We start from the raw sequence: 12,498 nt of genomic DNA, 5'->3' as shown, positions 1-12,498 counted from the left end.
GTAACCCTGTCCGTCGAAAGGACGAAAAGACATGACCGAACTCATTAGGGAAAAAGGCTATGCGGGGGACGTGACGCCCGAGCAGGCCGCACAGTGGATGGCGAGCGGCGAGGCCGTATTGGTCGACGTGCGCAGCGATGCCGAGCGCGAATGGGTCGGCTACGTACCCGGCGCCGTGCCGCTGGCCTGGAAGCAGTGGCCGGGCATGACGCTCAACCCGGCCTTCGACGGCGGCATTCAAGCCGCGGGCGAGGACGGCAAGAAGAAACTGGTGCTGCTGTGCCGCAGCGGCGTGCGCTCCATCGCTGCCGCCAGGCGCGCCACCGAGCTGGGCCTGGAGGCCTACAACATCCTCGAGGGCTTCGAAGGCAATCCGGACGACAACGGGCACCGCGGTGTGCTTGGCGGCTGGCGCAAGCGCGGGTTGCCCTGGAAGCAGAACTAGGATTCGGGGGGTGGGTTCGAGGATTCAGTTCAGGGCGGCGCCCCCGCCGACGAGGGACATTCGCGGAGGGGGAGTACCCGGTGGCCTTTGCACATGCCCTGAACAAAAGCGCCCTAAAAAACAAAAGGCCCACCGTTTCCAGTAGGCCTTTCGTTGCGGTTGGCGAGAGGATCAGCTCACAGAGCCGGAATGCGCAGCTTCTGACCCGGATAGATCTTGTCCGGATGGCTCAGCATCGGCTTGTTCGCTTCGAAGATCGCGTTGTACTTGTTGGCGTCGCCGTAGTACTTCTTCGAGATGGCCGAGAGCGTGTCGCCCTTCACCACGTCGTGGTACTGCGCGGGCGCTGCCGCCGGTGCAACCAGGTTGTTGTCGACGCTCGTCACATTGGCGACGTTACCCGCGGCAAGCCCGGCTTTTTCGCTCGCTTCCTGCGAAGGTGCCTGGCCGGCCAGCGTGACGACGCCCGTTGCGGCCGCGTAAGTCACTTCCAAGCCCGTGAGTCCGAGATTTTGCGTCTCGATGTAGGTCTTGATGGCAGCCGCAGCCTTGGTGTTCGCGTCCGGCTCGGCAGCCTGGGCCGACGAACCGCCGAACAGCTTTTCTCCTGCTTCCTTGATGAAACTCAGCAAACCCATGGGGTACTCCTTCTGCCGTGGTGATTGGGAATCGCGACTGTAACGGCGGCACGTGACCGCAGCGCGTAGTCCCGCGCCGCAAGTGCAAGCGACGGTAAGCGGCATAAAGTCGCAATAATCCCGCCCATGGCATCCCCCTTCCTCGCGATCGACATCGGCAACACCCGCCTCAAATGGGCTCTCTACGATGCCGCGCATCCGGGGGCCGCGCTACAGGCGCACGGTGCCGAGTTTCTGGACCACATCGAACGGCTCGCCGAAGGCCCGTGGGCCGACCTGCCCGCGCCCGGCGCCATGCTCGGCTGCGTGGTGGCCGGCGACGCGGTGCGCCGCCGGGCCGAGGAGCAGATCGAAGAGCGCTTCGAATGCGCGCCGCGCTGGGTCGTGGCGAGCGCGGCCGAGGCCGGCATCGTCAACGGCTACGACCATCCGACGCGGCTGGGCGCCGACCGCTGGGTGGCGATGATCGGCGCGCGCCACCGCATGCTGGCCACGGGGCCCGCACGGCCGATGGTGGTGGTGATGATCGGCACGGCCGTCACGGTGGAGGCCATCGACGCCGGCGGCAAGTTCCTTGGCGGGTTGATCCTGCCGGGCCACGGCATCATGCTGCGCGCGCTGGAGTCGGGCACGGCCGGGCTGCACGTGCCCACCGGCGAGGTGCGCGAATTTCCCACCAACACCAGCGACGCGCTCACCAGCGGCGGCACCTATGCCATTGCGGGTGCGGTCGAGCGCATGGTGCAGCACGTGCGCTCGCACTGCGGCGCCGAGCCGGCCTGCTACATGACCGGCGGCGCGGGCTGGAAGATGGCGCCCGTCATGAACGGGGATTTCGAACTGGTCGAAAGCCTCATCATGGACGGCCTGCTCGTCATTGCCCGCGAGCGGGACGGCGGCTGAGCTTTTTTAAAGACCTCAGGGCCGCATCAGCGCTTCGGCTACCGCCTGGAATGCAGGCAGCGTGAGCGGGTCGTTCCCCGCATTGGCCGCCACCGGGTGCGCGGCGTAGCGCACGATCACCATCTCGGCCTTCGGGTCGACGTAGATGCTCTGCCCGTGGATGCCGCGCGCCATGTAGGCGCCGTGCGGATTATTCGTGACCCACCACATGTTGCGGTATGACCAGCCCGGCAGCAGCGCGTAGCCGGCCTTCGCGAACCTGGCCGCATCGCCGCCGCGCTGGATGTCTTCGACCACGGCTTTCGGAATGGCCTGCTGCCCGTTGGTCGCGCGGCCGCCGTTGCGCATGGTCTCGCCGAAGCGCGCCAGGTCGCGCAGCACGGTGTTGAGCCCGCCGCCGCCCGATTCGGTGCCGATGCGGTCGACCATGAAGTAGGCGTCCTGCTCGGCACCGATGCGGCGCCAGATCTTCTCGCTCAGCAGGTCGGCGAGCGGCTGGTTGCTGACGCGGCGCAGGATCCAGGCGAGCACTTCGGCGTTCACCGTCTTGTAGGCAAAGGCGGCATCGTGCGCGCCTTCCTTCTGCAGCGTGGCGAGGAATTCGTAGAACGACTTCGGGCCCGTGTAGTTCGGGCCCTGGGTCAGCATGCCGCCGGCGCGCGCATAGTCCCAGACCTCGGCCTTCGGGTCGGCGTAGTTCTCGGAATAGCGCACGCCGATGGTCATGTCCATCACCTGGCGCACCGTGGCGTCGCCGTACGCCGTGTCCTTGAGCTCGGGCAGGTACTTGGTCACCGGTGCCGACGGGTCGAGCTTGCCTTCATCCGCGAGGATGGCCGCCAGCGTGCCGACGAAGGACTTGGTGACCGACATCGCGATGTGGGGCCGCTCGGGCGTGAGCGCGCCGAAGTATTTTTCGTAGACCACGCGGCCGCGGTGCAGCACCAGGATGCCGTCGGTGTAGGTGCGCGGGATCATCTGCGCGAAGGTCACCGTTTCTTCGCTACCCAGAGGCTTGAACGCGACGGACTCGATGTCGCTGCGCGGCGCCGCCGGCAACGGGCTGGCCGCGCCGCTGCCGCGCCACACGTTGGCAGTGGGCACCGTTTCGCGCACATGCGAAAAGCTCCAGCGCGTGCGCGGAAACACGCCGCCCACCGGGTTGTCGAACGTAATCAGCTTGTCGGGCGGGGGCGGAAAGCCCTTCATCCAGCCCAGGGCCTCGACCGAGGTGGCCGCGGGGTCGGGAGGCGCTGCGGGCGGGGACGTCTGGGCGTTCGAGGTGTTCACGGCGATCAGTGTGAAGGTGGCGGCAAGCGCCGTGCGTTTGAAAAAGGACATGGGTTTACAAGGCTCCGGTGGCATTCATCATCAACGACCGCTGAAACGCGCGGGACGGCGCTCGACGAACGAGCGCACGCCTTCGGCCGCGTCTTCGCTGTTCGACAGGCGCTGCTGCGTTTCGATGAATTCCGACACGGCGGCGAGCGGCCCCTGCTCGACAGCCTTGATCACATTGAGCCGGGTGGCCACCACCGCCAGCGGCGCCTGCGCCGCGATGCGCTGCGCAATGGCCAGCGCCGCGTCGAGCTCCTGGCCGGCGGGCACCACCTTCTGCACGAAGTTGAGGCGATAAGCCTCGGCGCTGTCGAACTCGTCGGCCGTGAGCAGGTGCAGCATGGCATTGCCCACGCCCGCCCGCTCGGCCATGCGGAGCGTGGCGCCGCCCGTGGCCATGATGCCGCGCTGCACTTCCATCTGCGAGAAGCGGCAGTTGTCGGCCGCCACCACGATGTCGGCGCCCAGCATCAGCTCGATGCCGACCGTGAAGCAGATGCCCTTTACCGCCACCATCATCGGCTTGGTGCGGCGGCGGTAGCCGGGCAGGCCGAAGTCGTGCGGCTCCACCAGGCCCGGCGGAACCGCCTTCTCGCCGCGCTTCATGTATTCGGTGACCGCAGGCAGGTCGAGCCCGGCCGTGAAGTGGTCGCCGAAGGCATGCAGCACGCCCACGCGCAGGTCCGGGTCGTCGTCCAGCCGGGTGTAGGCCTCGGCCAACTGCCTGAACATCGGCGGCGTCCAGCCGTTGCGCTTGGCGGGGCGGTTGATGCCGATCAGCAGCACGTGGTCGATCACCTGGGTGTCGATGCAGCCTTCTGCGGGCGGGGTGGTTGGGGTGATGGGCGTGGCGGTCATGGCGTTTGTCTCCTTTATTGTTCTTGCCGGGCGCTCAGTACGTGTACACGCCGCGTCCCGTCTTGCGGCCCAGCTGGCCGGCCGCGACCATTTCCTTCAGCAGCGGGCAGGGGCGGTACTTGGAATCGCCGAACTGCTCGAGATAGACCTCCATCACGGCCAGGCACACGTCCAGGCCGATCATGTCGGCCAGCGCCAGCGGGCCGATGGGCTGGTTGCACCCGAGCTTCATGCCGGCATCTATGTCTTCCGCCGTGGCAATGCCTTCGGACAGCACGAAGAAGGCCTCGTTGATCATCGGCACCAGGACGCGGTTGACCACGAAGCCCGGCGCGTTCTTCACCGTGATGGGCGACTTGCCCAGCTTCTCGGCCAGCGCCTTCACGGCGTCGTGCGTGGCGTCGCTGGTGAGGTAGCCGCGGATCAGCTCCACCAGCGCCATCATCGGCACCGGGTTGAAAAAATGCATGCCGATGAAGCGGTCGGGGCGCGAGGTGGCGGCCGCGAGCTGGGTGATGGAGATCGACGAGGTGTTCGAGGCAATGATCACCTCGGGCGCCAGCAGTTCGTCGACCTGCTTCAGGATCTTGAGCTTGAGCGCGTGGTTCTCGGTGGCCGCCTCGATCACCAGTTGCGCGCTCTTCAGGTCGTCATAGTTGGTCGAGCCCTTGATCAGCGCGAGCGCCGCGGTCTTCTGCTCGGCCGTGAGCTTTTCTTTCTTGATCAGGCGGTCGAGGCTGCCCGAGACAGTGGCCAGGCCCTTGTCGACCGCCGCCTGGGCGACATCGATCATCACCACATTGACGCCCGACACCGCGCAGGCTTGCGCGATGCCATTGCCCATCGTTCCGGCGCCGATGATGCCGACGGTCTGAATCGTCATGAGAAAACTCCTTGAATAAAAGCAAAACTGGATAAGGGGCGGGTGGCGCGAAAGCCGCCACCGCTGCAGGAGATCGATTGTGAAGCAGCCCCGCCGAGCCGCTGTTGCCGCGAGTGACACGGCCGCCGCCGGGTGGCTTACAGTGCGGCGATCGCTTTTTTCCCTTTCTCTTTTTCGACTCCGACCATGACCACCCTCGGCACCCCTCTTTCCCCTTCCGCCACCCGCGTGATGCTGCTCGGCTCCGGCGAGCTCGGCAAGGAGGTGCTGATCGCCCTGCAGCGCCTCGGTGTTGAAACCATCGCGGTCGACCGCTACGAGAACGCGCCCGGCCAGCAGGTGGCGCACCATGCGCGCACCATCACCATGAGCGACCCCGAGCAGCTCAAGGCGCTGATCGAGGCCGAGAAACCGCAGCTCGTGGTGCCGGAAATCGAGGCCATCGCCACGCCGATGCTCCAGCAGCTCGAAGACGCCGGCGTGGTGCGCGTGATACCCACGGCCCGCGCCGCCCGCCTCACGATGGATCGCGAAGGCATCCGCCGCCTGGCCGCCGAGACGCTGGGCGTGCCGACCAGCCCCTACAAGTTCTGCGACTCGCTGGCCGAGCTGCAGGCGGCCATCGACGCCGGCATTGGGTACCCCTGCATCGTCAAGCCCGTGATGAGCAGCTCGGGCAAGGGCCAGAGCAAGATCGACGGCCCCGCCGACGTGCAGAAGGCCTGGGACTACGCCATGGCCGGTGGCCGCGTGAGCCATGGCCGGGTGATCGTCGAGGGCTTCATCGATTTCGACTACGAGATCACGCTGCTCACCGTGCGCGCCAGGGACGCGGCGGGCGCGGTGCAGACGCAGTTCTGCGAGCCCATCGGCCACGTGCAGGTCAGCGGCGACTATGTGGAGAGCTGGCAGCCGCACCCCATGGCGCCGGCCGCGCTGCAGAAGGCGCAGCAGATCGCGCAGGCTGTCACGTCGGACCTCGGTGGCCAGGGCCTCTTCGGCGTGGAGCTGTTCGTGAAGGGCGACGAGGTCTGGTTCAGCGAAGTGAGCCCGCGTCCGCACGACACCGGCATGGTCACCATGGCCACGCAATGGCAGAACGAGTTCGAGCTGCATGCGCGCGCCATCCTGGGCCTGCCGGTCGACACCTCGCTCAAGAGCCCCGGTGCCAGCGCCGTGATCTACGGCGGCGTCGACGCCACCGGGATTGCGTTCGACGGCGTGGCCGAGGCGCTGCAGGTGCCCGGCAGCGACATTCGCCTGTTCGGCAAGCCCGAGAGCTTCGCCAAGCGCCGCATGGGCGTGGCGCTGGTGCATGCGGCCGACACCGACACAGCCCGCGAGCTGGCCAAGGAAGCCGCCTCGCGCGTGAAGCCGCGCAAGGCCTGAGGAACGGCGCCAACCCCGGCACAGCCGGCTTTACAGCCAGTTTTCGCAAGCCGCGCCGGGAGCGTGCGGGCATCGTGCGGAGGAGATCGGGCGAACACCGGCCCGACCCACCGGAGACACCATGCTGCACCCCCAGGCCCGCGCCTTGCTCGACTTCATCGAGGCGCGCGGTATCCCGCCGACCCACACGCTTTCGCCGGCCGAGGCGCGCGCGTTCTATCGCGACCGGCGCGCCGCCACCCAACCCGAAGCCCCGCAGGTCGCCGAGGTTCGCGAGCTGAAGGCCGACGGGCCGCACGGCGCCATCCCGGTGCGCCTCTATCGCCCGCTGGGTGCCGCGGCCGATGCGGCGTTGCCGGTGCTCGTGTACTTCCACGGCGGCGGCTGGGTCATCGGCGACCTCGACACGCATGACGTGCTGTGCCGCTCGCTCGCCAACGGTGCGGGCTGCGCGGTCGCGTCGATCGACTACCGCATGGGACCGGAGCACCGCTTTCCGGCCGCCGTGGACGACGTGCTGGCGGCCACCCGCTGGGTGCGCCGCGAGGCCGTCTCGCTCGGCCTTGATGCAGGCCGGCTTGCGGTGGGCGGCGACAGCGCGGGCGGCAACCTTGCGGCGGTGGCGGCCATTGCCGCGCGCGATGCCGGCGACCTGCCCATCGCCTTCCAGCTGCTGATCTATCCCGCCACCGACATGCGCCGCGGCCATCCCTCGCACCAGGCCAACGGCCAGGGCTACCTGCTGACCAGCGACACGATGACGTACTTCCACGATCACTACATCGACGACGCCCGCCACGACCTCGACTGGCGCGCGTCGCCGTTGCTGCACACGGATCTGTCGGGCCTGCCGCCCGCGCTGGTGCTCACCGCCGGCTACGACCCGCTGCGCGACGAAGGCATGGCCTACGCCGAGGCGCTGACGGCCGCCGGCAACCGCGCCGCATACGTCTGCTTCGAGCGCCAGATCCATGGCTTCATCACCATGGGCAAGGTGCTTGACGAGGCCGGCACGGCCATCGCGCTGTGCACCGCCGAACTTCGCCGCGCGCTTGCGTTGGCCTAGGGAAAGTCCCCGCGCAAATGAACGCCGCGCCGCCGGCCCTCGCCGCTACGATCCAGCCAACACAATGCCGGTCCTTGGCCAACGGCGGCCCGATGCAGGAGACAGACACCATGCAGCGAACGAAGACGGCGCCGCCCGCAAGCGGCGGCGCGCAGAGCGGGGAGCGCCTGATGTGGCTCACGCACCAGCGGGTGTTCTACGCGGGGCTGCTCGGCGCGGCGGCCGAACGCACGATGGGCGGGCACGGCGTGTACGTGTCGCCAGCGGGTGCACCGCCCATCCGCCTGCGCATCGGCGGTGGCGCCTGGCAGACGGGCGAACTGCTGGTGGTGCCGCCGCAGGTGCCGCACCGGGTGGAAAGCGCGCACCCGCTCATCTTCAACCTGCTGATCGAATCGGAATCGGTCGATCCCGCGCGCCTGCCGGGCTTTCTGCAGCATTGCGGGCCGGTCGATGCGCCGGCGTTCGTGCAGCGCATGCGCGATGCGCACGCGCACCTGCTCGCAGCCTCGGGCCGCCAGAGTTTCGACGGTTTCGACTTCGACCGCCTGTTCTTCGGCGAGGCGCTGGCCCCTCGGGCAATCGACGCGCGCATCCGCAAGGTTATCGACGCCATCAACACCGACCCGGCCGCACCCACCTCCGCCGAAGATTGCGCGGCCTCGGTGCACCTGTCTTTCTCGCGCTTCCTGCATCTGTTCAAGCAGGAAACCGGCATGGCGTTTCGCGCCTTCCGGGCCTGGAAGCGCGCGCGCAGCCTGCTGCGCTACGTGCGCCAGGCCAGCACGCTGACCGACATCGCGCTGGACACCGGCTACCCCGATTCGACGCACTTCAGCCATTCGATCCGCCAGGTCTACGGCCTCAAACCGAGCGACATCCTGGCCGGCTCGCGCCGCCTGGCGCTGCACGACGCGGCCGGCGGCTTCAGGCACTAGCCACCATAGAAAGACAGGGGCCGCATGCAGATTCTCCAGCTCCTTCTGTCAGGCATTGCACAGGGCTGCATCTATGGCTTGATCGCGCTGGGGTTCGTGCTGATCTACAAGGCGACCGAAACCGTGAGCTTCGCGCAGGGCGACCTGATGATGCTCGGCGCCTTTGGTGCATTTGCCGGCATGTCGCTGTTCGGCCTGCCGTTCTGGCTTGCGGCCATCCTCGCGGTGGTGGCGATGGCGGCCTTCGGCGTGCTGCTCGAGCTGGTGGTGATCCGCCCGATCCTCGGGCAGCCGCAGTTCTCCATCGTGATGCTGACCATCGGCATTGCGTATGTGGCGCGCGGCCTCATCACCATGGTGCCGGGCATCGGCACCGACACCCACACGCTGGCCGTGCCCTACAAGGACCAGATCTGGAAGCTGGGCGGGCTGGTGGTCAACCTCGAGCAATTGGCCATCATCATTGCGACGGCCATCCTCTGCGGCCTGCTGTTCGCGATGTTCCGCTACAGCAAGCTCGGCATCGCCATGCAGGCCTCTTCGCAGAACCAGCTCGCGGCCTACTACATGGGCATTCCGGTGAAGCGGCTCAACGGGCTGGTGTGGGGGCTGGCCGCTGCCGTCGCCGCGATTGCCGGCATGCTGCTCGCGCCCATCACCTTCGTGCACGCGAACATGGGCTTCATCGGGCTCAAGGCTTTTCCGGCTGCGGTGGTGGGCGGGTTCGGCAGCCTGCCGGGCGCGATCGTCGGCGGGCTGGTGATCGGCATCGTCGAATCGTTTGCCGGGTTCTACCTGCCCGACGGCTTCAAGGACACGGCACCGTACATCGTGGTGCTCCTGATGCTCATGATCAAGCCCAACGGTCTGTTCGGCGAAAAGCTGCGCAAGAAGGTCTAACCCGGTATGCGCTTCATCTTCAAGACCAGCTACGACCAGGACATCCGCCTTGCGCGGCACGGCGGCCACGTGTTCTGGTACGGCCTGCTCGTTGCTTTCCTCGTCGTTGCGCCGTGGGCGATCGACGAGTACTGGCTCGCGCAGCTGACCTTCGTGCTGATCTACGGCATCGTCGGGCTGGGGTTGATGCTGCTCGCCGGCTTCACGGGGCAGTTCTCCATCGGCCATGCGGCGTTCCTCGGGGCGGGCGCGTACACGCAAGGCGTGCTGACCAACATGGGTGTGCCCTTTCCGATTGCGCTGCTCGCGGCCGCGGCGCTTTCGGCGGCGGTGGGCGTGGTGGTGGCCTTGCCGGCACTGCGGGTGAAGGGCATCTACCTCGGCATCGCGACGCTGTCGTTCGGCTTCATCGTCGAGGAGGTGTTCGCGCGCTGGGAGAGCGTGACGGGCGGCAACGCGGGGCTGCATGTCAAGTCGCCCCAGCTCTTCGGCTGGTCGCTCGGGTCTGGCAACGGCTTCTACTTTCTGTGCCTGGTGGTGGCGGTGCTCAGCACGCTGGGCATCCTGAACCTGCTGCGCTCGCCGACCGGGCGCGCCTTCGTTGCCATTCGCGATTCGGAAATCTCGGCGCAGAGCATGGGCATTCACCTGGCGCGCTACAAGACGATGTCGTTCGCGATCTCGGCCGCGCTCGCGGGTCTGGGCGGCGCGCTGTATGCGCACAAGCTCAGCTTCATCTCGCCGGACCAGTTCAACATCCTGCAATCGATCGACCTGTTGCTGATGGTGGTGATCGGCGGGCTGGGCTCGGTGCATGGCGCGTTCCTGGGCGCGATCTTCCTGATTGCGATGCCGCAGCTGATCTCGATGGGCAAGGACTGGCTGCCGGCCGTTGTCGGCCAGGCGCCGGGGCTGCAGGGGCTGGTGTACGGCGTGGTGCTGATCGCCTTCGTGTTGTTCGAACCGCTGGGCCTTTACGGTCGCTGGCTCAAGATCCGCACCTGGCTGCAGCTCTTTCCGTTCTACCGCCGGGGCTTGTTCAAGCGGCAGAAGTCGTTCACCAAATCGGACCGGTTGAGATGAGCGGCGACATCCTTCTCTCCGCCAAGGACCTGAGCGTGCGCTTCGGCGGTGTGCTTGCGGTCAACAAGGTGAGCTTCGACGTGCGGCGCGGCGAGGTGTTCACACTGATCGGCCCGAATGGCGCGGGCAAGACGACGGTGTTCAACCTGATCAGCCGCATCTACACGCCGACCATGGGCGAGATCACATGGCATGGCGAGGCCTCGGGGCCGCTGGCGCTGACGCAGCAGGCACCGCACGCGATTGCCGCGCTCGGCATTGCGCGTACGTTCCAGAACATCGAGCTCTTCGAGCACGCGACGGTCCTGCACAACCTGCTGATCGGCCGCCACACGCACCGGCAAACAGGTTTCTGGAGCGAGATATTCTTTACGCCGGCCACGCGGCGTGCCGAGATTCAGGCGCGCGAGAAGGCGGAGCAGGTGATCGAGTTGCTCGACCTGCAGCATCACCGCGATTCGATGGTGGCTGGCCTGCCTTATGGCGTTCGCAAGGTGGTGGAGCTGGCGCGTGCGCTGTGCACCGAGCCGAAGCTGCTGTTGCTCGACGAGCCTTCTTCAGGGCTCAACGTGGAAGAGACAGCCGACATGGCGTTCTGGATTCAGGACATTCAGCATGAGCTGGGTGTGTCCGTGTTGATGGTCGAGCACGACATGTCGCTGGTGTCGAAGGTGTCGGACCGCGTGCTGGCGATGAACATGGGCGAGGTGCTTGCGACCGGTACGCCGCGTGAGGTGCAGGCGGACGCGCGGGTCATCGAGGCCTATCTTGGGACTGTGGATGACGTGAGCAGTTTGAGGAGGGTGGCGGCATGAACGCCTTGTTCGCTGCTTCGTTGGAGACGCCCGGTATGCGGCACGGCGCGGTCGCCCCCACTACGCCGGCCCTTCGGGCTCCCTTCCGGTGCTCGCTTTCCGCGGGGTCTCGCCCAAACTCGCTTCGCTCACACAAGGGCGAGCCCTTATCCGCGGAAAGCTGCGCTCCTCAGCGGCGCAGAGGGGTCGCCCACCCCGCACCGCACACCGGGCTCGAGCGGAGGTGGAACCACCCTGAGCGTGCCCACGGCGTTGGGGCCCCTGCTCCGGGCGGGCCGTTGAGGCGCCGCCGAGCAGCGGAGCGACAGGCGGATCAGGGCTCGCAGCTGTTTGAGCGAAGCGAGTTCTGCGAGACCCCGCCTGTCGTGAGCAGCGCAGGGCAGCCCGAAGGGCCGGTGACGTCGGCCCGCATGGGGCAGGGGCCCCAACGCCGTTCCCCGCCCGTAGCAAACAGGGCAACACCATGACCGACGTCGTACTCCAGCTGCTCAACGTGGAAAGCGCCTATGGCCCCATCAAGGCCATAAGAGGCGTCAGCCTGAAAGTCAGGCAAGGCGAGATAGTGACCGTCCTGGGTTCGAACGGCGCAGGAAAAACAACCATCCTGAAAACGATCTCAGGAATCATCGACCCGAGAAAAGGCAGCATCGAATTCCAGGGCAAGGACATCACCGCCAAGGACCCGGCCCACATCGTGCAGCAGGGCCTGAGCCACGTGCCCGAAGGCCGCGAGGTGTTCCCGCTGCTCTCGGTGAAAGACAACCTCCTGATGGGCGCCTACACCCGCAAGGACCGTGACGGTGTGGCGCGGGACATGGAGAGCGTCTACACCTACTTTCCCATCCTGCGAGAGCGTGCCACGCAGGATGCCGGCCTGCTCTCGGGCGGCCAGCAGCAGATGCTCGCCATTTCGCGCGCCATCATGGCGGCGCCGCACCTCATCCTGCTCGATGAACCCAGCCTTGGCCTCAGCCCCAAGCTGACGAAGGAGATTTTCGAGATCGTCGTGCGCATCAACCGCGAGCGCGGCACCACCATTTTGCTGGTCGAACAGAACGCCAACATGGCGCTCAACGCCTCCGACCATGGCTACGTGCTCGAGAACGGCCGCATCGTCATGGAAGATACCTGCGAACGCCTGCGCGAGAAGGAAGACATCAAGGAGTTCTACCTCGGCGTGAAGGACGACGGCGTGCGCGGCGAGCGGCGCTGGAAGAAAAAGAAGACCTGGAGATGAGCGAG

At 66.9% G+C, this 12,498-nt stretch carries 13 protein-coding genes; 9 read left to right on the top strand and 4 right to left on the bottom strand.

Features of this window, described 5'->3' with window-relative positions:
- Positions 1-31: 31 nt before the first annotated feature.
- Entirely contained in the window at positions 32-445 is a 414-nt protein-coding gene (locus ABIC94_RS00165; protein WP_354370491.1) for a rhodanese-like domain-containing protein, read from the top strand.
- 176 nt (positions 446-621) lie between these two features.
- On the opposite strand, the gene lysM is transcribed toward ABIC94_RS00165, so the two are convergent.
- Entirely contained in the window at positions 622-1,083 is a 462-nt protein-coding gene (gene lysM / locus ABIC94_RS00160) for a peptidoglycan-binding protein LysM (RefSeq protein WP_354370489.1), read from the bottom strand.
- Between the two features lie 126 nt (positions 1,084-1,209).
- Between lysM and ABIC94_RS00155 the strand changes: the two genes are divergently transcribed.
- Positions 1,210-1,986: a type III pantothenate kinase gene (locus ABIC94_RS00155; protein ID WP_354370488.1), complete on the top strand. Its 777-nt coding sequence runs from the start codon at positions 1,210-1,212 to the stop codon at positions 1,984-1,986.
- A gap of 15 nt (positions 1,987-2,001) precedes the next feature.
- Here the strand turns inward: ABIC94_RS00155 and ABIC94_RS00150 are convergent, their stop codons facing one another.
- Genes ABIC94_RS00150 through ABIC94_RS00140 form a run of 3 tightly spaced genes read right to left on the bottom strand, consistent with a single transcriptional unit; the run spans position 2,002 to position 5,065 of the window.
- Entirely contained in the window at positions 2,002-3,327 is a 1,326-nt protein-coding gene (locus ABIC94_RS00150) for a serine hydrolase domain-containing protein (protein ID WP_354370486.1), read from the bottom strand.
- Between the two features lie 30 nt (positions 3,328-3,357).
- Entirely contained in the window at positions 3,358-4,182 is an 825-nt protein-coding gene (locus ABIC94_RS00145; RefSeq protein WP_354370484.1) for a crotonase/enoyl-CoA hydratase family protein, read from the bottom strand.
- Positions 4,183-4,216: 34 nt separating this feature from the next.
- Complete coding sequence (locus tag ABIC94_RS00140; protein WP_354370483.1) at positions 4,217-5,065, bottom strand: 3-hydroxybutyryl-CoA dehydrogenase; 849 nt, start codon at positions 5,063-5,065, stop codon at positions 4,217-4,219.
- 186 nt (positions 5,066-5,251) lie between these two features.
- On the opposite strand from ABIC94_RS00140, the gene purT reads away from it, so the two are divergent.
- From purT to ABIC94_RS00105, 7 genes are all read left to right on the top strand, one after another.
- On the top strand, positions 5,252-6,454 hold the full coding sequence (gene purT, locus ABIC94_RS00135) for a formate-dependent phosphoribosylglycinamide formyltransferase (RefSeq protein ID WP_354370481.1): 1,203 nt from the start codon (positions 5,252-5,254) through the stop codon (positions 6,452-6,454).
- Positions 6,455-6,575: 121 nt separating this feature from the next.
- Positions 6,576-7,520: an alpha/beta hydrolase gene (locus ABIC94_RS00130; RefSeq protein ID WP_354370479.1), complete on the top strand. Its 945-nt coding sequence runs from the start codon at positions 6,576-6,578 to the stop codon at positions 7,518-7,520.
- Between the two features lie 110 nt (positions 7,521-7,630).
- Positions 7,631-8,458 (top strand): helix-turn-helix transcriptional regulator, encoded by an 828-nt coding sequence (locus ABIC94_RS00125; protein WP_354370477.1) that lies wholly within the window; start codon positions 7,631-7,633, stop codon positions 8,456-8,458.
- 24 nt (positions 8,459-8,482) lie between these two features.
- Positions 8,483-9,358, top strand: coding sequence for a branched-chain amino acid ABC transporter permease (locus ABIC94_RS00120; RefSeq protein WP_354370476.1), 876 nt, complete (start codon positions 8,483-8,485; stop codon positions 9,356-9,358).
- Between the two features lie 6 nt (positions 9,359-9,364).
- On the top strand, positions 9,365-10,441 hold the full coding sequence (locus ABIC94_RS00115) for a branched-chain amino acid ABC transporter permease (protein WP_354370475.1): 1,077 nt from the start codon (positions 9,365-9,367) through the stop codon (positions 10,439-10,441).
- The gene (locus tag ABIC94_RS00110) at positions 10,438-11,256 is read left to right on the top strand and encodes an ABC transporter ATP-binding protein (protein ID WP_354370474.1); all 819 of its coding nucleotides are present in this window, start codon (positions 10,438-10,440) and stop codon (positions 11,254-11,256) included. Before ABIC94_RS00115 ends, ABIC94_RS00110 begins: the two co-directional genes overlap by 4 nt.
- Before the next feature lie 463 nt (positions 11,257-11,719).
- Positions 11,720-12,493, top strand: coding sequence for an ABC transporter ATP-binding protein (locus tag ABIC94_RS00105; RefSeq protein WP_258502731.1), 774 nt, complete (start codon positions 11,720-11,722; stop codon positions 12,491-12,493).
- Positions 12,494-12,498: the final 5 nt, after the last annotated feature.

It is taken from the genome of Variovorax paradoxus (assembly GCF_040544635.1).
GTDB classification, from domain to species: domain Bacteria; phylum Pseudomonadota; class Gammaproteobacteria; order Burkholderiales; family Burkholderiaceae_C; genus Variovorax; species Variovorax paradoxus_R.
Note: the sequence above shows the minus strand (reverse complement) of the source record. Positions and strands in the feature narration are given on the sequence as shown.

Bases quoted from the DNA above. Each gene is read 5' to 3' on its own strand.
- ABIC94_RS00115 (WP_354370475.1), top strand. From the start codon at position 9,365: ATGCGCTTCATCTTCAAGACCAGCTACGACCAGGACATCCGCCTTGCG.
- ABIC94_RS00145 (WP_354370484.1), bottom strand. From the start codon at position 4,182: ATGACCGCCACGCCCATCACCCCAACCACCCCGCCCGCAGAAGGCTGC.
- ABIC94_RS00110 (WP_354370474.1), top strand. From the start codon at position 10,438: ATGAGCGGCGACATCCTTCTCTCCGCCAAGGACCTGAGCGTGCGCTTC.
- ABIC94_RS00140 (WP_354370483.1), bottom strand. From the start codon at position 5,065: ATGACGATTCAGACCGTCGGCATCATCGGCGCCGGAACGATGGGCAAT.
- lysM (WP_354370489.1), bottom strand. From the start codon at position 1,083: ATGGGTTTGCTGAGTTTCATCAAGGAAGCAGGAGAAAAGCTGTTCGGC.
- ABIC94_RS00155 (WP_354370488.1), top strand. From the start codon at position 1,210: ATGGCATCCCCCTTCCTCGCGATCGACATCGGCAACACCCGCCTCAAA.
- purT (WP_354370481.1), top strand. From the start codon at position 5,252: ATGACCACCCTCGGCACCCCTCTTTCCCCTTCCGCCACCCGCGTGATG.
- ABIC94_RS00105 (WP_258502731.1), top strand. From the start codon at position 11,720: ATGACCGACGTCGTACTCCAGCTGCTCAACGTGGAAAGCGCCTATGGC.
- ABIC94_RS00120 (WP_354370476.1), top strand. From the start codon at position 8,483: ATGCAGATTCTCCAGCTCCTTCTGTCAGGCATTGCACAGGGCTGCATC.
- ABIC94_RS00150 (WP_354370486.1), bottom strand. From the start codon at position 3,327: ATGTCCTTTTTCAAACGCACGGCGCTTGCCGCCACCTTCACACTGATC.
- ABIC94_RS00165 (WP_354370491.1), top strand. From the start codon at position 32: ATGACCGAACTCATTAGGGAAAAAGGCTATGCGGGGGACGTGACGCCC.
- ABIC94_RS00125 (WP_354370477.1), top strand. From the start codon at position 7,631: ATGCAGCGAACGAAGACGGCGCCGCCCGCAAGCGGCGGCGCGCAGAGC.
- ABIC94_RS00130 (WP_354370479.1), top strand. From the start codon at position 6,576: ATGCTGCACCCCCAGGCCCGCGCCTTGCTCGACTTCATCGAGGCGCGC.